This is a genomic window from Streptomyces sp. NRRL B-1347 (assembly GCF_000720325.1).
In the GTDB taxonomy this organism is placed as follows: Bacteria; Actinomycetota; Actinomycetes; order Streptomycetales; family Streptomycetaceae; genus Streptomyces.
The window spans coordinates 253,079-275,041 of record NZ_JOJM01000002.1 but is presented as its reverse complement, the minus strand read 5'-3'; the positions used below and the strand labels follow the sequence as shown (position 1 = coordinate 275,041).

The window sequence follows — 21,963 nt, the reverse complement described above, 5'->3', positions numbered from 1 at the left end:
GGACGGACCCACCGGGGCGCAGCGCTCCGCGTCGGGGCCGGGCCTCGCAAGGCCGGGGTGGGGCGAAATTGGAGGGGGCCGGGGAGGAATGCCCGCTGCCGCGCCGGGCAGGCGCACCATACCCCCACGGGAGTGGTCACACCCCCACGGCGGCCGCCACGTCCCCTCTCCCGAGGTGGCGGCCGCCACCTCCACGGGCCCGAGCGCCGAGAGGGAGCCCCGACCCCGCCCGAGGGAGAGCCCACCCCCACCAGGGAGGGGAGCCCCGCCCGCGAGGGCCCCGGTGCGGCCCGGCCCCACCATGTGGGGTGAGCCACACCGCCCTGGCGCCTTCGGCGAGAGGCGGCGCGATAGCCTGACCGCGGATCTCTCTTGATGCCAAGAGATCGATCATCGAGAGGCGATCGACAAGGGCGTCGGCAGGGGATCCAGCACATGGGGCAGGGACCCCCACCGCCAGCTGTCTTACGGAGATCGCCATGACCCGCACTCCCGTGAATGTCACCGTCACCGGCGCGGCCGGCCAGATCGGCTACGCGCTGCTCTTCCGCATCGCGTCCGGCCACCTGCTCGGCGCGGACGTGCCGGTCAACCTGCGCCTGCTGGAGATCACTCCGGCGCTGAAGGCCGCCGAGGGCACCGCGATGGAGCTCGACGACTGCGCCTTCCCGCTGCTGAACTCGATCGAGATCAGCGACGACCCGAACGTGGCCTTCGACGGTGCCAACGTCGCGCTGCTCGTCGGCGCCCGCCCCCGCACCAAGGGCATGGAGCGCGGCGACCTCCTGGAGGCCAACGGCGGCATCTTCAAGCCGCAGGGCAAGGCCATCAACGACCACGCCGCGGACGACATCAAGGTCCTGGTCGTGGGCAACCCGGCCAACACCAACGCGCTCATCGCGCAGGCCGCCGCCCCGGACGTACCGGCGGAGCGCTTCACCGCGATGACCCGCCTGGACCACAACCGCGCCATCTCGCAGCTCGCGAAGAAGACCGGCGTGGCCGTCTCCGACATCAAGCGCCTCACCATCTGGGGCAACCACTCGGCGACCCAGTACCCGGACGTCTTCCACGCGGAGATCGCGGGCAAGAACGCCGCCGAGGTCGTCAACGACGAGCAGTGGCTGGCCGACACCTTCATCCCGACCGTCGCCAAGCGCGGCGCCGCGATCATCGAGGCCCGCGGCGCGTCCTCGGCCGCCTCGGCCGCCAACGCCGCCATCGACCACGTCCACACCTGGGTGAACGGCACCGCCGCCGGTGACTGGACGTCCATGGGCATTCCGTCGGACGGTTCGTACGGCGTTCCGGAGGGGATCATCTCCTCCTTCCCCGTCACCACCAAGGACGGTAAGTACGAGATCGTCCAGGGCCTGGAGATCAACGAGTTCTCCCGCGCCCGCATCGACGCCTCCGTCAAGGAGCTGGCGGAGGAGCGCGAGGCGGTCCGCGCCCTCGGCCTGATCTGAGCCGACGCGCACGACGCGCACGACGCACCCGCCCCCGGCGGCCGTTCACCACGGCCTCCGGGGGCGTTCGTCGTCCCTTGGAGCGCAACCGGTCCCTTCCTTCACTGTTTCGAGCGGCGTAGGCCCATTCCCCGGACAGCCCGGCCGCCCGGCCGCTACGGTTTCGCGCCATGCGAGGCGACCCACCACGCGAGTGCCAACACGCCGAATCCACCCGCCTGTTGAGTGTCGGCGCGCGGCAGAACGCGGACTTCCGACGCCGTGTCATCGGCGAACTCATCGGCCACGCCGAGCGCCCGGTCGCGCCCCCGCTCGGCGCCGACGTCCTGCCGGTGCTCGCGCACGCGCTGCGCGCCCGGCGCGAGGAGATCGTCAGCGCGCTGCTCCTGTTCGCCGTCTGGCTGGGGTTCGTGGCCGCCGACACGGTGATGGCCTGGGACGCGGCCAACGACCGCGCGGGCGGCGACGCGGGGCTCTCCCTCGGCGACACCCTGCTGCTCGCCTTCGACGGCGAAGCGGCGGAGGGGACCGGGGACGCGACCGGCGCCCTGCTGCCCGGCGGCTGGGCCCTGTGGTTCGCGGCGGTCGTGTTCCTGCTGTGGTGCGGGCGGATCGTCTCCGGCCGGGACACGGGCGTCGGACAGCCGCTGCGACCGGTGCGGCTGCCCGCGGTGCTCGCCTGGCTGCGCCGCCGGTTCGGCTGGCTGGTGACCGTCACCGCCTGGGTGTTCGCCGTCACGTACGGATTCGCGGCGCTCGCCGCGATCGCGGACACCCCGTACCCGGTGATCTTCCCGCTGCTCGTCACGGTCGTGGTGTGGCGCCACCAGTTCCGCGCCAAGCGCGTGCTGCGCACCCAGCTCGCCCGGCAGGTCTTCGCCGAGACCGACCAGCCGGAGCTGCCGGGGCGGTACGCCGGGATCGCCGAGTGCGTCCGCAGGGAGCAGCGCGCCCCGCTCACCCTGTACGACGTCAACCGCCCCTTCGTCGGCGCGGGAACTCCCCGCAAGCCGTGGTCGGTCGTCCTCGAACTGAAGCGCGACGACCGGCCGGACGCGAACGGCGGTCTGCCGGCGCAGGGGCCCCGCGGGCCGCTGACCGCACGCGACGTCATCACCATGATCGAGCCACGGCTCAAGGGCCTGCGCAGGTCCGCGGGCGACACCAGCAAGGACCGGCTGCGGCATCTGGAGATCGACGAGTTCGTGTACCTGCCGTCGGGGGCGGGCCGCGACGAGGAGCTGTACACCGGCAACGGCGCCGAGACCGCGCGGGTGTACGACGCGAGCGCGGTGCAGCGGCACCTGGCCGAGTCGGTGGGCGAGGGCGGCGAGGCCCGACGGCACTTCCTGCGGCTGCGCGTCGGCTCCTGGAACGAGCAGGTCGTCGTCTCGCTCCTGGTCCGGGTGCACACGCAGGGCGGCATGCTGGTGCTCGAAGTGGTTCCGCACGTGCTCGGCCCGGTCCTGCCGGAGTTCCGCAGGGCCGACGCGGTCGCGGTGGGCGAGCCGGAGGGGCCGGTGCGGGACGCCCTGCGGGCGTGCGTGGACGGGCCCGCGTTCGGCGTGGCGATCGGCATCGGCGCGCTGCGCGCGCTGCCGTCCCTCGGCGCCGCGGTGCGCCACTGGTGCGCGGCCGGTACGTCCGGTGCGGCCGGGAAGGGCACGGCGGGCGCGCGGCACGCCGGGGCGCGGCTGCTGCCGCGCGCCGTGCAGTTCCTGCGCGCGCTCGGCGCCCGCCTCCTGCCGGTGCGCACCGCGCCCCCGGACGCCCCGCTGGTCTCGCTGCGCGAACTCGCCGCCACCGACGAGCTGTCCCTGTTCCAGGAGATGGACGTCGCCCGCTACACGAAGACCCTCCAGGACCGCATCGGCGAAGGCGTGCGCGACGCGCTGCGGGCCAGCGGCTACCGCACGGACCGCCTGGAGCAGAACATCACGCAGATCAACAACAGCGGCGTCTACATCAACGAGATGTCCGGCGGCGCCCTCGCCACCGGCGCCCAAGGCCAGGCCACCCACATGGAGAAGAGCACGGTATGAGTGACCAAGGAAACGGCGCGAACACAGGCGGCGGGGCATCCGTCAGCATCAACACCATCAGCGGCGGTTCACAGGCCTTCGGCAACGAAGGCATCGCCGTGTCGTCCAACGTGTCGGCCAACTCCACGACGGTCGTGGCGAGTCCGCAGTACGCGGACCTCCTCGCGTCCGTACGGCGCCTGCGCGGCGACCTGGAGCGGGGCGAGCGGACGGCCGACGACGACGTCCTCGACGCCGAACTGGCCGACGTGGAGGGCGAGATCGCCCGCACGGGCCGCAGCGCCTCCGGACCGCTCGCGCGGGTGCGTGACCGCCTCGCGGAGTACGCGCCCGCCGCCACGGCGGCCGCGTCCGTGACGGCCGTGCTCCAGGCGCTCGCCCAGCTGCCGCAGCTCCCGGGCTGAGACGTGCGCGTCTTCGACAACGACCGCCAGGAGTGGGTGGGGCACGAGCGGGAGCGGCAGGCCACGGCGCTCCACGACCGGGACGCGGTGCGCCAGCGGGCCGCCTGGCGCGGGGCCGTCACGGTGCTCGCGGTGTGCGGGCTCGCCTTCGGCACCTGGGCCCTCGGCTGGAAGGACGAGCCGGAGCCGACGGCGTATCTGCTCGCGCCGCAGTCCCCGGCGGCGGACAGCCAGGACGTGGCCGGTGATCCCGCGGCGAAGTCGCCGACGGACGGCGCGTCCGCGGCGGCCGACGGACTGCCGCGCGGCTTCGAGTCCCTGACCGACGCCCGGGGCTTCCGGGTGGCCGTGCCGATCGGCTGGAGCCGCAGCTCCCTGCCCGGGCAGGGCGGCATAGGAGTCGTCAACTACCGCAACTACGGCGGGACGCTGCGGCTCCAGGTGTACGAGGTCAGCGAGCCGACCCCGGAGGCGTCGTTCCGGGACTTCCTGGACGACACCAAGGTGCCGAAGTCCCCGACCTTCCAGAAGCTGTCCCTGGAGCCCGTCACCGAGGGCCAGCGGCTCACGTACGTCACGGGCCGCATCGACGACGAACCCGACGTCGGCCCGTGGTACGTGGTGGACGACCGGTTCGAGGCGGTCGACGGCAAGCCGTACGCGGTGGTCGGGTACGGATCCGCGTCGACGGACCGGGCGGAGGTGCGGCAGCTCGCCAGCAACGCCAGGGCCTGGTTCTGCCCGCCCGGCTCGCTGTGCCCCGAACCCGGCTGACGGACCGTCCGCGCGGCTAGCCGCGCGGACGGCCGACGCACAGCGTCACCAGGGCCGCGACGACGACCACGGTCAGGCCCACCACCCGCAGCGCGGACTCCATGCCGCCGGTGAAGTCGCCGCCGTGGTGGGCGAGGACCGTCCCCGTGACGGCCACGCCGAGCGCCGCGCCGATCTCCCGCGCCGACGTGCTCAGGCCGGAGCCGAGGCCCGCCTGGTGCGGGGGCAGCGAGGTGACGACGCCCAGGGTCAGGGCGGGCATGCTCAGGCCGGTGCCCGCCGAGATGACGAGGAGCCAGCAGGCGTACAGGGCGTAGGGCGTCGAGGCGTCGACCGTGGACGTGCCGAGCAGGCCCGCGCCGATGAGGAGCAGGCCCCCGCCGACGACCGGGCGCGGCCTGCCCGACCAGCGCGCCGCGAGCCGGGGGACGAGCACCATGCCGACGGTCAGCGGCACGATGGCGAAGCCCGCCTGCGCGGCCCCGTACCCCTTCACGTACTGCAGGTACTGGGAGTTGACGAAGAAGAGCGAGAAGAGGCCGAAGAAGCTGGCGGCGGTGCCGAGGGCCGCCGCGCTGAGCCGCCGGGAGCGGAAGACGCGCGGGTCGAACAGCGGCGCCTTCGACCGCAGCGCGTGCAGGACGAACGCGCCGGTCAGGACCGCGCCCACCGCGAAGGCGGACAGGATGCGGGCCGACGTCCAGCCGTACAGGGGGCTCTCGATGATGCCGAAGAGGACCGCGACGAGACCGGCGGTGAGCAGCAGCGTGCCGAGCGGGTCGAGGGCGGGCGCCTCCTGGGACACGGGGGTGCGCGGCGTCGTGCGGGCCACCGCGAGGGCGAGCAGCGCGCCGAGCGGGACCATGATCCAGAACAGGGCGCGCCACGGCAGGTACTCGCCGATGAGGCCGCCGCCGACGTTCCCCGCGAGGCCGCCGAGGCCCGCGGAGAGCGCCCAGTGGGCGAGCACGCGGGGCTTCTCCCGCGGCGCCGCGACGCGCATCAGGATGGACAGGGTCGCGGGCGTGACCAGGGCGGCACCGGCGCCGGAGACGCCGCGCCCGGCGATGAGCAGGGCGGGCGTGGTGGCGAGCGCGCTCACCGTGGCGCCCGCGGCGAACAGGCCGAGGCCGCCGAGCAGCGCTCCCTTGCGGCCGTAGCGGTCGCCGAGCGCGCCCGCCGGGATCAGCAGGCCCGCGAACACGATCACGTACGCGTCGACGGTCCAGAGCAGTTCGCTCGCGTCGGGGCGCAGCGACGACGACGCCAGCTGGGGGAGCAGCAGGTTGATGGCCGCGACCATGCTCTGGGCGACGAGGACGCAGGCGCACAGGACGATGAGCGTGGAGCCCTTGAGAGGCGTCGGCTCCGGCGGTGACGCGGCCTTGGCCGGCGCGTCGCTGAGGGCAGGGGAAGGCAAGGCTCCTCCTCGGGAGCGGGTGTGGTGGGGGATGCACGGCCACCGTAGGCTCGCCCGGTACCTGCTTTCCAGTGCAATCTCTGCAAGGAGTGATTGCGTGTGACGCAATCAAGTGATCCCGAGCCGCCGCACCTGCCGGGGCCCGGGGCCGCGCACCGCCCGGACGTCGACCTCAATCTGCTGATCGCCCTCGACGCGCTGCTCGACGAGGGCAGCGTGCGCGGCGCCGCCCGGCGCCTGCACCTGTCCGAGCCCGCGATGAGCCGCACGCTCGGCCGGGTCCGCAAGGCGCTCGGCGACCCGGTCCTGGTGCGGGCGGGGCGGCACATGGTGCCCACGCCGTACGCGCTCGCGGTGCGGGCGGAGGTGGGCGCGGTGGTGGAGCGGGCCCGCGCGGTGTTCGCCGGGCCCGGCGCCCAGGACCTGCGCACCGTCGAGCGGACGCTCACGATCGTGGGGCAGGACTCGCTGGCCGCCACCTACGCCCCGGTGTTGTTCGCCCGCGCGGCGGCGGAGGCGCCCGGGGTGCGGCTCCGCTTCCTGTCGGAGAGCCATCTGGACACGCCGGTGCTGCGCGAGGGCGTCGCGGACCTGGAGGTCGGCGTGATCGACACGACCGCGCCCGAGGTGCGGGTCGAGCACTTCCTGGAGGACACGATGATGGGCCTCGTCAGGCCCGGACATCCGCTCCTGGAGGGGGAGTTGACGCCCCGCAGGTTCGCCGCGGCGGACCATCTGACGGTGTCCCGCAAGGGCCGCCTCGCGGGCCCGGTGGACGTGGCGCTCGCCGAGCGGGGCCTGAAGCGCCGGGTGGTCGGCAACGTGGGCACGTACCCCGCGTCGCTGTTCATCCTGCTGCGCACGGACCTGGTGGGGCTCGCCACCGGCTGGATGCGGCCGCTGGTCGACGAGCTGGGCCTCGTCGGCTTCCCGATCCCCCTGGAGCTGCCGCCGCTGCGCCTCGCCATGGCCTGGCACCCGCGCCACGACGCCGACCCGGCCCACGCGTGGCTGCGGGGGTGCGTGCGCGACCTCGTGCGGGGCAGCTGAGTACGCGACCGAGCGCTGGATCTGAGTACGGGATCTGAGTACGCGCGCCCTGCCCCGGGCGCCGCGCGTGCGGTGGGATCGGAGGCATGCGACAGACCCAGGACACGCGGTGGTACGCCGTCCGGGGGCCGGAGCGGCCGTGGTACGCCGCGCGGACCCCGGAGCGGGACGAGTGGTGGTGGCTCGTCCCGACCGCCGCCACGGCCGTCGCGCTGCTGTGCGCGTGTCTGCGGCTCCGCGACGCCGAACTGCCCTTCTTCTGGATCGCGTTGACGTACACGCCGGGCTTCCTGCTGGTCGGCGGGAGCTGGTTCACGGCGCGGACGCGGGAGCGGCGCGGGGTGCGCGTGTGCCTCGCGGCGGCGGGCTGCGTGCTGACGTATCTGACCGTGAAGGCCTTCACGGCCGCGCTGTACGTGCTGGCGGTCCTGGTGTGGCTGCGGCAGGGCGACGGCTGAGACCCGGGCCGCTGGGGGGCGGCCCGGGTCGGTGTTCCACGCGGAGGGGTGGGGCCTGCTAGAACTGCGTCTGCTGCGACTGCTGGGGCTGCTGCATCTGCTGCGCGTGCTGCTGGATGGCGCCCCTGGGCACCTCGATCTCCACGCCGCGGACCAGCATCCGGTCGTCGTAGGCGACGCGGACGGCCTGGCCGGTCTGGATCGCGAACACGATGGACTGGATCGCGAACTCGCTCGGGTCGAGCAGCTGCACGGGGCGGCCGTCGACCAGCAGGATCATGGCCCGCTCGTAGCCCGGGAACGGGACGATGGGGGCGCGGACGGCCTGGGCGTAGCCGACCTGGAACTGCGTCTGCGGCTGCGTGCCGGGCTGCTGGCCCATCTGCTGGAGCAGGCCCTGGAAGGGCTGCTGCTGACCGAACTGCTGGAGTTGTTGCTGGAGTTGCGGGGGCAGCTGCTGGGACTGGCCCTGCTGCTGCGGGAACTGGGACTGCCCGTGCTGCTGTTGCGGCGAGGTGCCGATGCCGCTGAAGCCGGGTGCGAACGATGTCATGCCTGTTTCACCCTTTCTCTCGGGCTCTTTCGGGCTCTCTCGGGCTTGCCGTAGTGGCTGGTGCCTGGTCGACACCCTCGTACCGGTCCGTCGTTCTGGGTACCCGCACATCACGACAAACCGGAGAGACGGGGTGAGGGGGCCCATGCAAGACATGGTTCGCTTTTCATGCGCTCGGCGCCCGCGTGCGTACGAGGTCGAGGGCGGGCCCCGGCGTGCGCCGCGGAGCGTCAACCCGGCTTCCGGACGATTCGCGCCGGGGGCGGCCGCCCGGGGGTGACCTTCGGCCTCCGTCCGGAAAGTGGCCTTCTCCTGTTGCTCTCCTGCTCTCGAATGTAGTACTTCTTATATATGAGCGAGCAAGTCCACAATAGGTTGGCCGTGGTGCGCGCCGAGCGGAAGGTGTCGCGCCAGAGCCTGGCCGAGGCCGTGGGCGTCCACTACCAGACCATCGGCTACATCGAGCGCGGGCAGTACAACCCGAGCCTCGACCTCGCCCTGAAGATCGCGAAGTACTTCGGGCTGCCGGTCGAGGCGCTGTTCTCCCTGGAGCCCTTTCGCCCGCTCACGGACCAGCTGTACGGGAGGGACCAGTAAGTCATGGCACAGCAGCAGCAGTTGACCGCGCACGACCGGCGCATGAGCGCACTGATGAACCGCACCGAGGGGGAGCCGCTGTACCGCACGGCCGGGCGGCGCCGCGCCGTGGTCGTCGCGCACATCGCACTGACCGTCGGCGCCGTCGCCGCCTGGCTCGGCACGGTCGTCGGCGAGTCCGACTGGGCGGTGTGGGTGATGCTCGGACTGCTGCTGCCCTGGTGCGTGGCCACCGGGATCATCAACAGCGCCACGCGCGGCCTGCTGGAACTGCGGCCGCGCGCCCTCGACGAGCGCCAGCGCGCCGAGCGCGACCGGGTGCGGGCCCGTGCCCACCAGGTCATGACCTGGCTGCTGCTCGCCGCCGTGGTCGGCACGGGCCTCGCCGGGTTCTCGGGCGCGGACTTCAAGGCGCTGGTGTTCCAGGTGATGTTCTGCGCCTTCGTCACGCACTGGCTGATGCCGCTGTGGGTGGCGGGCCTGACGGCCCGGGACGAGCCCGCCGACGAGGCCGGCCTCTTCGTCGACGGAGTCGACGGCTAGCCGGCGCTCACGTCTTCTGCAGCTGCTCCTGGAGCTTGCCGATGTCCACGGAGTCCGCGGCCGAAGGCGTCTCCGTCGGTACGGGCTGGCCGTAGTCACTCAGCGTGGTTGTCTTGTCCTCGCCGTCGCCCTTCTCCGTGGCCCGGATCAGATAGGGCTTGCCCTCGGACGCCACGTACAGCGTCTTCTCCTTGCCGTCCTCGGCGGACGTGAGCGGCACGACCTTGGTCCCGTCGACCGTGGTGGCGTCGCCCTTCTTCAGCTTGTCCGTGTCGTCGTCGGAGTCCTCGTCGACCGAGTCCTGGAGCTTCTTGAGGTCGCAGACCTCGGAGAGGCCCTTGAGCAGCGGGTCGCTCGTGCTGCCGTGGATGTAGCGGTTCTTGAACAGCTCGGCGGCGGCCGCGCCGTCGCCGCCGGGCACCTGGTTGCGCCAGAAGGCGCTGTCGGGCTTCATCCACACCTTGTCGCCCCGTTTGACCAGGTCGGCGGTGCCGCCGCCCGCGGCGAACGTGAGCTTGCCCGTGCAGTTGCCGTCGCGGTCGAGCGTCAGGTCCATCGCCGCCGGATCGTCCTTGTCGGCGTCCGTGCCCTTCTCCTCCAGCGTGATGTGCACCGACGTGGCGTCGAGCAGCTCCTTCTTCGCCTTGTCCGAGATCTCCTGGGCGCTGAGGTCCGAGGTCTTGTCCTTCTTGTCGTCGTTGCCGTTGTCCGACGAACACGCCGGCACGAGCAGCGCCAGGGCCGCCGCCGCGCAGACCCCGGTAGCGGCCCGTGCTGACTTAAGAGACATTCGACTCATAACGTCACCTCCGGTGACAGAACGTGCTTCGAGCGTACGTTTCCCCTCGCGTACCCGCATACGCAGTGACACAGCGCACTTTCGGCCATCGAATGCGCATGCTTTTCCAGGGCCAGGGCAGGTGCACCCGGCTACCCCGAGTGATCAGGTGGGGCGCAAGGCAGGAAAGTGGCAGGAACGGAAGGCAACAGGGACGTGTCCGCACAACAGACCATCCACGTCGGCGGCGAGTGGCGCGCGGCCGCAGACGGCGCAACGCGCGAGATCATCGACCCGGCGGACGCCAAGCCCTTCGCCCTCATCGCCGAGGGCGGTGCCGAGGACGCGGACGCCGCGATCGCCGCCGCCCGCCGGGCCTTCGACGAGGGCCCGTGGCCGGCCACGCCCGTCGCCGAGCGCGCCGCGCTCCTGCGCCGCGTCGCCGACCTGCTGGTCCGCGACCGCGAGGAGATCGGCCTCCTGGAGAGCCGGGACGCGGGCAAGACCCTGGAGGAGGGCCGCGTCGACGTCGACTGCGTGGCCGACGCCTTCCGGTACTTCGCCGACCTGGTGATCGGCGAGGGCGCGGGCCGCGTCGTCGACGCCGGGTCCGACGACATCCACAGCGTCGTCGTGCACGAGCCCGTCGGCGTCTGCTCGATGATCACGCCCTGGAACTATCCGCTGCTCCAGGCCAGCTGGAAGATCGCGCCCGCCCTCGCGGCCGGGAACACCTTCGTCATCAAGCCCAGCGAGGTCACGCCCCTCACCACGGTCGCGCTGATCGAGCTGCTCGTCGAGGCCGGTCTCCCCGAGGGCGTCGCCAACATCGTCACCGGGCCCGGCCACACCGTCGGCGCCCGGCTCGCCGACCACCCCGACGTGGACCTGGTGTCCTTCACCGGCGGGCTCGTCTCCGGCACCAAGGTCGCCCAGGCCGCGGCCCTCGGCGTGAAGAAGGTCGCCCTCGAACTCGGCGGCAAGAACCCGAACGTCGTCTTCGCCGACGCCTGCGCCACCGACGAGGGCTTCGACACCGCCGTCGACCAGGCGCTGAACGCCGCCTTCATCCACAGCGGCCAGGTCTGCTCCGCCGGTGGCCGCCTCATCATCGAGGAGTCCGTGCGCGAGCGCTTCGTGGCCGAACTCGCCCGCCGCGCCGAGAAGATCAAGCTGGGCCGCGGCACCGAGGACGGCGTCGAGGTCGGCCCGCTCGTCTCCGCGCAGCAGCGCGAGAAGACCGAGGCGTACGTGGCCTCCGCCCTCGCCGAGGGCGCCGCCCTTCGCTGCGGCGGCAAGCGCCCCGAGCCGAGCGCCGCCCGCCCCGCCGACGGCTACTTCTACGAGCCGACCGTGCTCGACCAGTGCCACCGTGGCATGAAGGTCGTGCGCGAGGAGGTCTTCGGCCCGGTCCTGACCGTGGAGACCTTCCGCACCGAGGACGAGGCCCTGGCCCTCGCCAACGACACCGAGTACGGCCTCGCGGGCGCCGTGTGGACCACCGACTCCGGCCGCGCCCGGCGCATGGCCCGGCGGATGCGCCACGGCACCGTCTGGATCAACGACTTCCACCCCTACCTGCCGCAGGCGGAGTGGGGCGGCTTCGGCAAGAGCGGCGTCGGCCGCGAACTGGGCCCCGCCGGGCTCGCCGAGTACCGCGAGGCCAAGCACGTCTACGAGAACCTGGCGCCCGCGCCGGTGCGCTGGTTCAAGGGCTGACGCCCCGCGGCCCGCGGCCGGGACCCCGAAGTCCCGGCCGCGGGCCCCACCCCCGATTTCGTACGACCGCAATCCCCCTTACGCGCAAGCACCTTGGCAGCGACGAGGAGCAGTACCCCCATGACTGGAACGTCTGAAACCCCCCAGGCCACCACCGAGTTCGACTACGTGATCGTCGGCGGCGGCACCGCGGGATCGGTGATCGCATCCCGGCTCACCGAGAACCCCGACGTCACCGTCGCGGTGATCGAGGGCGGCCCGAGCGACATCGACCGCGAGGACGTCCTGACCCTGCGCAAGTGGCTCGGCCTGCTCGGCGGCGAGCTCGACTACGAGTACACGACCACCGAGCAGCCGCGCGGCAACTCGCACATCCTGCACAGCCGCGCCAAGGTCCTCGGCGGCTGCTCCTCGCACAACACGCTGATCTCCTTCAAGCCGCTGCCGTCCGACTGGGACGAGTGGGAGGCCGCGGGCGCCGCGGGCTGGAACGCCGCGGCCATGGACCCCTACTACGGCAAGCTGCGCAACAACGTCGTACGCGTCGCCAAGAAGGACCAGAACCAGATCGCAAGCGACTGGATCGAGGCCGTCAAGCAAGCCCTGGACGTCCCCGAGGTCGTCGGCTTCAACGACCGGCCCTTCGACGAGGGCGTCGGCTTCTTCGACCTGGCGTACCACCCGGAGAACAACAAGCGCTCCTCGGCGTCCGTCGCCTACCTCCACCCGCACATGGAGGCCGGGGACCGCCCGAACCTCCACCTGTTCCTGGAGACCTGGGCGTACAAGCTGGAGCTCGACGGGAAGACCGCGCGCGGTGTGCACGTCCGCACCAAGGACGGCGCGGAGAAGCTGCTCACCGCCCGCCGCGAGGTGCTCGTCTGCGCGGGCGCCGTGGACACCCCGCGCCTGCTGCTGCACTCGGGCATCGGCCCGAAGACGGACCTGGAGGCCCTCGGCATCCCGGTCGCGCACGACCTGCCGGGCGTCGGCGAGAACCTCATCGACCACCCCGAGTCGGTCATCGTCTGGGAGACCGAAGGGCCGATCCCGGGCAACTCCGCGATGGACTCCGACGCGGGTCTGTTCGTGAAGCGGGACCCGGAGCACAAGGGCCCGGACCTGATGTTCCACTTCTACCAGATCCCGTTCACGGACAACCCCGAGCGCCTCGGCTACGAACGCCCCGAGCACGGCGTGTCGATGACCCCGAACATCCCCAAGTCCCGCGCCCGCGGCCGCCTCTACCTCACGTCCGCGGACCCCGAGGTCAAGCCCGCCCTGGACTTCAAGTACTTCGAGGACGAAGGCGACTACGACGGGCGGACGCTCGTCGACGGCATCAAGCTGGCCCGCAAGGTCGCCGAGGCCGAGCCGTTCAAGAAGTGGCTCAAGCGGGAGGTCTTCCCCGGCCCGCACGTCACCGACGACGCCGAGATCGGCGAGCTCGTCCGCAAGGCCGCGCACACCGTCTACCACCCGGCGGGCACCTGCCGAATGGGTGCTTCCGGTGATGAACTCGCCGTGGTGGACCCGGAGTTGAAGATCCGGGGCCTGTCCGGAATCCGTATCGCGGACGCATCCGTCTTCCCGACGATGCCTGCCGTGAACCCGATGATCGGAGTGCTCATGGTCGGGGAGAAATGTGCCGAGATCCTCGGGGGTGACGGCCGATGAGCGAAGCCGCCACCACCCCCCGGACCGGAGCCGCGCAGGAGCCCGCCGCGTCGGCGGCCCCCGTCTTCAGCGTCCAGAACCTCTGGAAGGTCTTCGGGCCGAAGGCCGAGCGCGTTCCGGGCGACCCGGAGCTCACCGCCCTCGACCCCGCCGAGCTGCGCGAGCGCACCGGCTGCACCGCCGCCGTGCGGGACGTGTCTTTCGAGGTCAACAAGGGCGAGGTCTTCGTCGTCATGGGCCTCTCGGGCTCCGGCAAGTCCACGCTCGTGCGCTGTCTGACCCGCCTCATCGAGCCGACGTCCGGCTCCGTCGCCATCGACGGCGAGGACGTCCTCGCCATGGACAAGGCGCGCCTGCGCGAACTGCGCCGCCACCGCGCGTCCATGGTCTTCCAGCACTTCGGCCTGCTGCCGCACCGCACGGTCCTCGACAACGTCGCCTACGGCCTGGAGATCCAGGGCGTCGGCAAGGCCGAGCGGCGCGAGCGCGCCGCCGAGGTCGTCGCCAAGGTGGGCCTCGAGGGCCTGGAGGCGCGCAAGCCCGGCCAGCTCTCCGGCGGCCAGCAGCAGCGCGTCGGCCTGGCCCGCGCGCTCGCCGCCGACCCCGAAGTCCTGCTCTTCGACGAGCCGTTCAGCGCCCTTGACCCGCTGATCCGCCGCGACATGCAGGAGGAGGTCGTCCGCCTGCACCGGGAGGAGGGCCGCACGATGGTCTTCATCACCCACGACCTCAGCGAGGCCCTCAAGCTCGGCGACCGCATCGCCCTGATGCGCGACGGCCGCGTGGTCCAGCTCGGCACGCCCGAGGAGATCGTCGGCTCCCCGGCCGACGACTACGTCCGCGACTTCGTCCGGGACGTGCCCCGCGAGCAGGTCATGACGGTCCGCAGCGCCATGCGGCCCCTCGACCCCGCCTCCGACGACGAGCGGGGCCCCGCGGTCGCGCCCGACGCCACCGTGTCCGAGGCCATCGAGGCCGTGGCCCGCACCGGCTTCCCGGCGCGGGTGATGGACGACGGGCGGTGCCTCGGCGTCGTCGACCAGGAGCACCTGCTCGGCGTGGTCGCGGGCGTGCCCGCGCAGGGCACCGCCGGTGAGGTGGTCAAGTAATGGCCACCGCCACCGCGTCGACCCCCGTACGAGATACCGGCGTCGGGGCCCTGCTCCGCCACCGCGCCGTCACCAAGCTCCTGCTGCTCGCTGTCGTCGCGGCGGTCGCCGTCCCGATCGTCAACGCCAAGTGGGCCTCCGGCGCCTGGCCGGACGCGCTCACCGTCGACCTGTCCGAGCCGCTCGGCAGGACCAGCGACTGGATCATCGACAACCGCGACAGCCACCCGCTGTTCCTCTACTTCTTCGGGCACGTCTCCAACGCCGTCGTACTCGCCGTGCGCGGCGTCTACCTCGTGCTTCTCGCCATGGGCTGGGCGGGCGTGACCGTCGCCGCCGGCGCTGTCGCCTGGCGCGTGGCGGGCGTGAAGCTCGCCGTGGTGGCCGCCGCCGCGTTCGGCGTGTGCGGTCTGCTCGGCATGTGGGTGCCGACGATGCAGACGCTCGCCCTGATGACCGTGGCCGTCCTCGCGTCCGTGGTCCTCGGCCTGCTGCTCGGCCTCGCGGGCGGGCTCAACGACCGGCTCTTCCGCATGATGCGGCCGGTCCTCGACACCATGCAGGTGCTCCCGGCCTTCGCCTACCTGCTGCCGGTCGTCCTGGTCTTCGGCATCGGCGTGCCCGCCGCCGTCCTCGCGACGGTCGTGTACGCGGCCCCGCCGATGGCCCGGCTCACGGCGCTCGGCCTGCGCGGCGCCGACGGCGGCGTGATGGAGGCCGTGGCGTCGCTCGGCGCGACCGGCCGCCAGCGGCTGCTCTCCGCCCGTCTTCCGCTGGCCCGCAAGGAACTCCTCCTCGGCCTCAACCAGACGATCATGATGGCGCTGTCCATGGCCGTCATCGCGTCCGTGATCGGCGCGGGCGGCCTCGGCGACCGCGTCTACCAGGCCCTCGCCACCGTCGACGTCGGCCAGGCGCTCGCCGCGGGCATCCCGATCGTGCTGCTCGCCGTCGTCCTGGACCGCGTCACGGGCGCGGCGGGCGAACGCCTCGGCGCGCAGACGGTGGACACCTCCCCGCTGCGCGGCTGGCGCGGCTGGTCCGTGGCCGCCGCCGTGACCCTGGCCTGCGCGCTCGCCGCCCGGTTCGCCGACCGCCTGGAGTGGCCGACGGGCTGGGTCGTGCAGATCGCCGAGCCGGTGAACACCGCCAAGGACTGGATGGTCGACCACCTCTACACGGGCGTGCCCGTGGTGGGCGGCACCGCCGACTGGGCCGCGCACTTCACGACGTACGTGCTCGACCCCGTGCGCGACGGCCTCCAGGGCCTGCCCTGGTGGTCGGTCCTGCTGATCGTCGCGGCCCTCGCCTGGGTGATCGGCACCTGGCAGACCGCCCTCACGGCCGTCCTCGCGATGGCGGCGATCGGCGTGCTCGGCGTGTGGGAGGCCTCCCTCGACACGCTCTCCCAGGTCCTCGCGGGCGTCGCGGTGACGCTCGTCCTCGGCTTCGTGACCGGCGTCGCCGCCTCCCGCAGCCGTCGGCTCGAACGCGTCCTGCGCCCCGTCCTCGACGTCTTCCAGACGATGCCGCAGTTCGTGTACCTGATCCCGGTCGTGGCGCTCTTCGGCGTGGGCCGCGCCCCGGCGGTGGCCGCCGCCGTGGTGTACGCGCTGCCCGCCGTCGTCCGCATCACCACGCAGGGCCTCAGGCAGGTCAGCCCCGCCGCGATGGAGTCCGCGAAGTCCCTCGGCGCCACCAACTGGCAGGTCCTGCGCCAGGTCCAGCTGCCGCTCGCCCGGCCCGCGCTGCTCCTCGCCGTCAACCAGGGCGTCGTCCTCGTCCTCGCGGTCGTCGTCATCGGCGGCCTCGTCGGCGGCGGCGCGCTCGGCTACGACGTCGTCTTCGGCCTGGCCCAGGGCGACCTCGCGACCGGCCTGGTCGCCGGTGCCGCGATCGTCTGCCTCGGTCTGATGCTGGACCGGGTGACGCAGCCGACGGAACGCCGCACGAAGAAGGGGGCGTGACCATGCGCAAGCGCACTCGCGCCGGTGCCGCGCTTGCCGCGGGCGGGGCGCTCCTCGCCCTGTCCGGCTGCGGCGCCGCCGACATGACCAAGCAGGCGTCCCCGTACGCCAACGCGGCGGGCGCCAAGACCGTGACCCTGTCCGTGCAGTCCTGGGTCGGTGCCCAGGCCGACGTGGCCGTGGCCAAGTACCTCCTGGAGGAGGAGCTCGGCTACCGCGTCGACACCGTGCAGATCGACGAGGTCCCCGCCTGGGACGCGCTCAGCCAGGGCCGCGTCGACGCGATCATGGAGGACTGGGGCCACCCCGAGCAGGAGCAGCGGTACGTCAAGGACAAGAAGACGATCGTCCCCGGCGGCGACGTCGGCGTCACCGGCCACATCGGCTGGTACGTCCCCACGTACTTCGCGAAGAAGCACCCCGACGTCACCGACTGGAAGAACCTCAACAAGTACGCGAAGGAATTCCGCACCCCGGAGTCCGGCGGCAAGGGCCAGCTCATGGACGGCTCCCCGTCCTACGTCACCAACGACAAGGCCCTCGTGGAGAACCTCGACCTGGACTACAAGGTCGTCTTCGCGGGCTCCGAGGCGGCCCAGATCACCCAGATCGAACAGTTCGCCAAGCAGCGGAAGCCCTTCCTCACCTACTGGTACAAGCCCCAGTGGCTGTTCGAGAAGGTGCCGATGACGGAGGTCAAGCTGCCGCCGTACAAGGAGGGCTGCGACGCGGACCCGGCGAAGATCAAGTGCGCCTACCCGCACACGCCGCTCCAGAAGTACTTCAACGCGGACTTCGCGAAGAACGGCGGCGCCGCGGCGGCCTTCCTGAAGCGCTTCAAGTGGTCGGAGGCCGACCAGAACGAGGTCTCCCTGATGATCGCCGACAAGAAGATGTCCCCCGAGGACGCGGCGAAGCGCTGGCTCGCGGACAACGAGGCCAAGTGGAAGGCCTGGCTGCCGAAGTAGTACCCGGAGGGGCTGGATCTTCCAGCCCCTCCGGCGTTTGAGGAGCGGGAAGGGGCGCCCGCGCGCGGAGCGCGCTGATGGACACAGTGGGGCGCCCCGCGAGGGCTAGGCCAGCTCCTTCGCGATGTCGCGCAGGCCCGCCATGGCCTGGTGGTGCAGCCCCGGCCCGAAGGTGACCCGCGTCGCGCCGAGCCGCCCCAGCTCCTGGGGAGAGGGCCCACCGGCCAGCCCGATCACGTTCAGCGGAGCCCCGATCGCGGAGCGGAGCGCGGGCAGCACCGAGACCGGCGCCTTGATGACGTAGACGCAGTCCGCCCCGGCCTCGACGTAGAGCCGGGCCCGGGCCACGGTCTCCTCGAAGTCCGCGACCCCTCGCAGATACGTGTCGACGCGCGCGTTGACGAACAGCTCCCGCCCGGCCACCTCCCGCACCGCCGCGAGGTAGTCCGCCTGCTCCCGGGCGTCCTTGAGGGTGCCGGCCGGCGCGTCCTTGCGGCCCCAGGAGTCCTCCAGGTTGCAGCCGACGACCCCGGCGTCGAGCAGCCGCCCCACCAGCTTCCGCGCGGGCAGCCCGTACCCGTCCTCGACGTCCGCGCTGACCGGCACGGACACGGCCCGCGCGACGCGCCCGACCGCCTCGAACATCTCGCGCGGCGGCACCGCCCCGTCGTCGTAGCCGAGGGCGGCGGCGACGCCCGCGCTGGGCGTGGCGAGCGCGGGGAACCCGGCCTCCTCGAAGACGCGGGCGCTGGCCGCGTCCCACGGTCCCGGCAGGACGAGCGGGTCGCCCGGCGCCCGCCCGTGGTGCAGGGCGCCGAACGCCTCGGCGGTGGCGGTCAGTGGGTTGCTCATGGGTGGTGCTCACCTTTCGGGACGTGCGGAACGCGCGCGGCGCGCGCGAGGAACCGGTGCTACTCGGCGGGCCGGTGCGCGGTGGACCCCGGCGTGTAGTGCCCGGGCACCATGCGCGTGGTCACTCCGAACCGGTTCCAGCCGTTGATCAGGGTGATCGCGGCGATGACGTGGGCCAGCTCCTTGTCGTCGAAGTGGAGCGCGGCGCGCTCGTACACCTCGTCGGGAACGAAGCCGTCGGTGAGGACGGTCACGGCCTCCGTCAGCTCGATGGCGGCGATCTCCCGGGCCGTGTAGAAGTGCCTGGACTCCTCCCAGGTCGACAGCTGCACGATCCGCTCGACGCTCTCACCGGCCGCGAGGGCGTCCTTGGTGTGCATGTCGAGGCAGAACGCGCAGTGGTTGAGCTGCGAGGCCCGGATCTGTATGAGCTCGAAGAGGACCGGGTCGACACCGCGCTTGGCGGCCGCGGCGAACCGGATCATGGCCTTGTACGCCTCCGGGGCCAGCTCGGCCATGTTGAGGCGCGGGGTGTGCTCGGGCAGCCGCTCGTCGTGGGCGTGCGCGTGCGGGGCGGTGGTCTGCGTCGTGTTCGTCATGGTTCGAACCTACGAGGTGATTTGCCCAGCGGTATGGTCCATTCCCATGGAGAAATCTTGGGCCACTTCGGGCCCGGGGGACGGCTCGGACCCCACCGGCCCCACCGACCCCGACGGGCCCGGGCACGGCGGGGCCTGGAGCGTGGACCTCCACCTCGACGCGCTCGGCAAGGGCCCGCGCTCGGGGGTGCGCCGCGGCCTCACCGACGCGCTGCGCGACGCCGTCCGCGGCGGCCGGCTCGCCCCGGGCACGCGCCTGCCGTCGTCCCGTACGCTCGCCGCCGATCTGGGCGTCGCGCGCAATACGGTCGCCGACGCGTACGCGGACCTCGTCGCGGAGGGCTGGCTGACCGCCCGGCAGGGCTCGGGCACCCGGGTCGCCGACCGTGCCGTGCCGCGCCCGGTGGCGTCCGCGCGCCCGCCCCGGGCGAGCGGCGCCCCCGTCCACGACCTGACGCCCGGCACGCCGGACGTCGCGTCCTTCCCGCGCGGGGAGTGGCTGAAGGCGGCGCGGCGCGCCCTTGCGGCCGCGCCGAACGACGCGCTCGGCTACGGCGATCCGCGCGGCAGGATCGAGCTGCGCACCGCCCTCGCCGCGTATCTCGCCCGGGCCCGGGGCGTGCACGCGGAGCCGGACCGGATCGTCGTCGTGCCCGGCTTCGTGCACGGCCTGACGCTGCTCGGCGAGCTGCTCGGCGCGCGCGGCCTGCGGCAGATCGCCGTCGAGCCGTACGGTCTCGGTCTGCACCGGGACCGCCTGGCGCGGGTGGGCCTGCGGACCCGGCCGCTCGGGCTCGACGGACTCGGCACGCGCACCGACGGGTTGGCCGGGCACCGGGCGGTCCTGATGACGCCGGCCCACCAGTTCCCCATCGGCGTACCGCTGCACCCGGACCGGCGGGCGCGGGCCGTGGAGTGGGCGCGGCGGGTGGACGGGCTGATCCTGGAGGACGACTACGACGGCGAGTTCCGCTACGACCGGCAGCCGGTCGGCGCGCTCCAGGGCCTGGACCCGGACCGGGTCGTCTACCTGGGCACGGCCAGCAAGTCCCTGGCGCCGGGCCTGCGGATCGCGTGGATGGTGCTCCCGGCCGCGCTCGCCCCGGAGGTGGCCGGGCTGAAGGAGCGGGCCGGGGCGTCCGGCGGCGCCGTCGACCAGCTGACGCTCGCGGAGTTCCTGACGTCCGGGGCGTACGACCGGCATGTGCGCTCGGTGCGGATCCGCTACCGCCGCCGCCGTGACCAGCTGGTCGCGGCCCTGGCCGAGCGCGCGCCCGAGGTACGGGTCACCGGCATCGCGGCGGGCCTGCACGCGGTGCTCGAACTACCGCCCGGCACCGAGCAGGTAGTGGTGCAGTCCGCGAGCTGGCAGCGGCTCGCGGTGCAGGGCCTGTCCCGCTTCCGCCACCCCGACGCGGTCACGGCCCCCCGGGACGCGCTCGTGGTCGGCTACGGCACGCCCACCGACCACACCTGGCCCGCGGCCCTGGAGGCACTCTGCCGCTCGCTGCCGTGAGCGGGGCCCCGGGGAGCGCGGACTAGCCCTGCGCGGCCAGCCACTCCTCGAAGGTGGTGGGCATGATGCGGGCGCCGTCGGCGGGCAGCAGCGCGTCGCCCGCCATGTCCGGGCCGAAGAGGCCCGACCAGGTCGGGACGAGCTTGACCGTGCGGCCCTGGGCCTGGAGCGTGCGGCGGGCCATGTCGACCATGTCCTGCGGGTCGGGCCCGGCCACGTCCTGGTACCGGCCGAGGGGCGCGCCGGCCGCGAGCTCGGCGAGGACGCTCGCCACGTCGTCGGGCGCGACGGGCTGGAGCAGCAGCGGCGCGACGGTGGCGACGCCGTCCTGCTCGGTCCAGCTCGCGACCATCGCGGCGAAGTCGTGGAACTGGGTGGCCGGGACGATGGTCCACGGCACCGGGCCCGCGGCGACGAGGCGCTCCTGCTCGCGCTTGCCCACGTAGTGCGCGTTGCCCTCGACGCGGTCCATGCCCGCGATGGAGAGCAGGACGTGGTGCTTGACTCCCGCCTTCTCCTCGGCGGCGAGCAGGTTCCGCGTGGTGGTGCCGAAGTACGCGACGGTCTCCGCGGGGTCGCTCGCGGTGCAGTTGGTGGTGTCCACGACCGCGTCGACACCCACCAGGGCGGCGTCGAGGCCTTCTCCGGTGGAGAGGTCCACGCCGAGGGAGCGGCTGACGCGGACGACGTCGTGACCCGCCTTCTCCAGTACGGCGACGGTGCGGGCCCCGATGCTCCCGGTGGCTCCGGCGACGGCGATGCGCATGACGATCTCCCCTGGTCCTTGGGCGACTCATTCGATGCCCGAACCATATCTCGGACTAAACACATCCGCAATATCCCGGATGTGGGATGTCCGGGATAGACTCACCGCATGAAGCTGCCTGTGAGTACGGAGTGGGTGTTGCACTGCGCCACGTCGCTGGCCCAGCTGGAGCCGGGGGCGACCGCGTCGGCCGGGCAGCTGGCGGGCTACTTCGACGTGCCCCAGGCCTATCTGGCCAAGCAGCTCCAGCCGCTGGTGAAGGCGGGGGTGTTCGCGGCGACGACGGGCCCGAGGGGCGGCTTCCGCCTGGCGCGCCCGGCGGCGGACGTCACGCTCCTCGACATCGTCGAGGCGGTGGACGGCGCGGCCGCCCCGTACGAGTGCCGGGAGATCCGCCAGCAGGGCCGGGGCGCGCTGCCCGCCGAGGACTGCCGAGCGGCCTGCCCGATCGCGGCGAAGATGGCCGCCGCCCACACGGCCTGGCGCACCAGCCTCGCCGCCGTGACCCTGGCCGACCTCCTGGCAGAAATCCCGGAATGGGCCCCGGAACGCACCCGCCGCCTCCTGGTGGGCTCGGGCTGATCCCCTCTTGGGGGGCGCGAAGCGACGGGGGCGCAACCCACGTGCGCCGCTCGCAACTTCGCCGAAGTAGGTACCGGAGGCAGGGAGCGACCCGCAGTCGGCAGCCGGACGCAGTCACTC

General features: G+C 72.8%; 21 protein-coding genes. 15 read left to right on the top strand and 6 right to left on the bottom strand.

Annotated elements, in window-relative coordinates; all coding sequences use genetic code 11:
• Positions 1–479: 479 nt before the first annotated feature.
• The 4 genes from IG74_RS0102695 (at position 480) to IG74_RS0102680 (ending at position 4,689) form a co-directional block, all read left to right on the top strand.
• The gene (locus tag IG74_RS0102695) at positions 480–1,469 is read left to right on the top strand and encodes a malate dehydrogenase (protein ID WP_030668890.1); all 990 of its coding nucleotides are present in this window, start codon (positions 480–482) and stop codon (positions 1,467–1,469) included.
• A 221-nt stretch (positions 1,470–1,690) separates the two neighbouring features.
• Positions 1,691–3,511: a hypothetical protein gene (locus IG74_RS45410; protein WP_051854458.1), complete on the top strand. Its 1,821-nt coding sequence runs from the start codon at positions 1,691–1,693 to the stop codon at positions 3,509–3,511.
• The gene (locus tag IG74_RS45405; protein WP_051854457.1) at positions 3,508–3,915 is read left to right on the top strand and encodes a hypothetical protein; all 408 of its coding nucleotides are present in this window, start codon (positions 3,508–3,510) and stop codon (positions 3,913–3,915) included. The genes IG74_RS45410 and IG74_RS45405 overlap by 4 nt, the downstream gene beginning before the upstream one ends.
• 3 nt (positions 3,916–3,918) lie before the next feature.
• Positions 3,919–4,689, top strand: a complete 771-nt coding sequence (locus tag IG74_RS0102680) for a hypothetical protein (protein WP_051854456.1) — start codon at positions 3,919–3,921, stop codon at positions 4,687–4,689.
• Positions 4,690–4,705: 16 nt separating this feature from the next.
• Here the strand turns inward: IG74_RS0102680 and IG74_RS0102675 are convergent, their stop codons facing one another.
• Positions 4,706–6,109: an MFS transporter gene (locus IG74_RS0102675; protein ID WP_078868518.1), complete on the bottom strand. Its 1,404-nt coding sequence runs from the start codon at positions 6,107–6,109 to the stop codon at positions 4,706–4,708.
• A 93-nt stretch (positions 6,110–6,202) separates the two neighbouring features.
• Here IG74_RS0102675 and IG74_RS0102670 point away from each other — a divergent pair, with 93 nt between their 5' ends.
• A complete protein-coding gene (locus tag IG74_RS0102670) occupies positions 6,203–7,159 on the top strand; it encodes a LysR family transcriptional regulator (RefSeq protein WP_420709849.1) in 957 nt (318 codons plus the stop codon).
• A gap of 86 nt (positions 7,160–7,245) precedes the next feature.
• On the top strand, positions 7,246–7,617 hold the full coding sequence (locus tag IG74_RS0102665) for a hypothetical protein (RefSeq protein ID WP_030668873.1): 372 nt from the start codon (positions 7,246–7,248) through the stop codon (positions 7,615–7,617).
• Between the two features lie 58 nt (positions 7,618–7,675).
• Here IG74_RS0102665 and IG74_RS0102660 read toward each other — a convergent pair whose 3' ends face one another.
• Positions 7,676–8,170, bottom strand: a complete 495-nt coding sequence (locus IG74_RS0102660; protein WP_030668870.1) for a hypothetical protein — start codon at positions 8,168–8,170, stop codon at positions 7,676–7,678.
• A 351-nt stretch (positions 8,171–8,521) separates the two neighbouring features.
• Here IG74_RS0102660 and IG74_RS0102655 point away from each other — a divergent pair, with 351 nt between their 5' ends.
• A complete protein-coding gene (locus IG74_RS0102655) occupies positions 8,522–8,767 on the top strand; it encodes a helix-turn-helix transcriptional regulator (protein WP_030668867.1) in 246 nt (81 codons plus the stop codon).
• A 3-nt stretch (positions 8,768–8,770) separates the two neighbouring features.
• A complete protein-coding gene (locus tag IG74_RS0102650; protein WP_030668864.1) occupies positions 8,771–9,310 on the top strand; it encodes a hypothetical protein in 540 nt (179 codons plus the stop codon).
• A 7-nt stretch (positions 9,311–9,317) separates the two neighbouring features.
• On the opposite strand, the gene IG74_RS0102645 is transcribed toward IG74_RS0102650, so the two are convergent.
• On the bottom strand, positions 9,318–10,100 hold the full coding sequence (locus tag IG74_RS0102645) for a lipoprotein (protein WP_037824278.1): 783 nt from the start codon (positions 10,098–10,100) through the stop codon (positions 9,318–9,320).
• A gap of 204 nt (positions 10,101–10,304) precedes the next feature.
• Here IG74_RS0102645 and IG74_RS0102640 point away from each other — a divergent pair, with 204 nt between their 5' ends.
• The 5 genes from IG74_RS0102640 (at position 10,305) to IG74_RS0102620 (ending at position 17,528) form a co-directional block, all read left to right on the top strand.
• Positions 10,305–11,807, top strand: a complete 1,503-nt coding sequence (locus IG74_RS0102640; RefSeq protein WP_030668858.1) for an aldehyde dehydrogenase family protein — start codon at positions 10,305–10,307, stop codon at positions 11,805–11,807.
• A 120-nt stretch (positions 11,808–11,927) separates the two neighbouring features.
• Positions 11,928–13,484, top strand: a complete 1,557-nt coding sequence (locus IG74_RS0102635) for a GMC family oxidoreductase (protein ID WP_051854455.1) — start codon at positions 11,928–11,930, stop codon at positions 13,482–13,484.
• Entirely contained in the window at positions 13,481–14,593 is a 1,113-nt protein-coding gene (locus tag IG74_RS0102630) for a quaternary amine ABC transporter ATP-binding protein (RefSeq protein ID WP_051854454.1), read from the top strand. The genes IG74_RS0102635 and IG74_RS0102630 overlap by 4 nt, the downstream gene beginning before the upstream one ends.
• Positions 14,593–16,560 carry an ABC transporter permease gene (locus tag IG74_RS0102625; protein ID WP_030668847.1) on the top strand — a complete coding sequence of 656 codons (1,968 nt, stop codon included), beginning with the start codon at positions 14,593–14,595 and terminating at the stop codon, positions 16,558–16,560. The genes IG74_RS0102630 and IG74_RS0102625 overlap by 1 nt, the downstream gene beginning before the upstream one ends.
• 2 nt (positions 16,561–16,562) lie before the next feature.
• Positions 16,563–17,528 (top strand): ABC transporter substrate-binding protein, encoded by a 966-nt coding sequence (locus IG74_RS0102620; protein WP_030668845.1) that lies wholly within the window; start codon positions 16,563–16,565, stop codon positions 17,526–17,528.
• A 105-nt stretch (positions 17,529–17,633) separates the two neighbouring features.
• On the opposite strand, the gene IG74_RS0102615 is transcribed toward IG74_RS0102620, so the two are convergent.
• Both IG74_RS0102615 and IG74_RS0102610 read right to left on the bottom strand, forming a co-directional pair.
• A complete protein-coding gene (locus IG74_RS0102615) occupies positions 17,634–18,380 on the bottom strand; it encodes an isocitrate lyase/PEP mutase family protein (protein WP_030668842.1) in 747 nt (248 codons plus the stop codon).
• Positions 18,381–18,439: 59 nt separating this feature from the next.
• Positions 18,440–18,979 carry a carboxymuconolactone decarboxylase family protein gene (locus tag IG74_RS0102610; RefSeq protein WP_030668839.1) on the bottom strand — a complete coding sequence of 180 codons (540 nt, stop codon included), beginning with the start codon at positions 18,977–18,979 and terminating at the stop codon, positions 18,440–18,442.
• 46 nt (positions 18,980–19,025) lie between these two features.
• Between IG74_RS0102610 and IG74_RS0102605 the strand changes: the two genes are divergently transcribed.
• A complete protein-coding gene (locus tag IG74_RS0102605) occupies positions 19,026–20,495 on the top strand; it encodes a PLP-dependent aminotransferase family protein (RefSeq protein ID WP_078868517.1) in 1,470 nt (489 codons plus the stop codon).
• Between the two features lie 22 nt (positions 20,496–20,517).
• On the opposite strand, the gene IG74_RS0102600 is transcribed toward IG74_RS0102605, so the two are convergent.
• Positions 20,518–21,261, bottom strand: a complete 744-nt coding sequence (locus tag IG74_RS0102600; protein WP_030668833.1) for an SDR family oxidoreductase — start codon at positions 21,259–21,261, stop codon at positions 20,518–20,520.
• Between the two features lie 108 nt (positions 21,262–21,369).
• Between IG74_RS0102600 and IG74_RS0102595 the strand changes: the two genes are divergently transcribed.
• Positions 21,370–21,843, top strand: a complete 474-nt coding sequence (locus IG74_RS0102595; protein WP_030668829.1) for an RrF2 family transcriptional regulator — start codon at positions 21,370–21,372, stop codon at positions 21,841–21,843.
• The last annotated feature ends 120 nt before the right edge of the window (positions 21,844–21,963 follow it).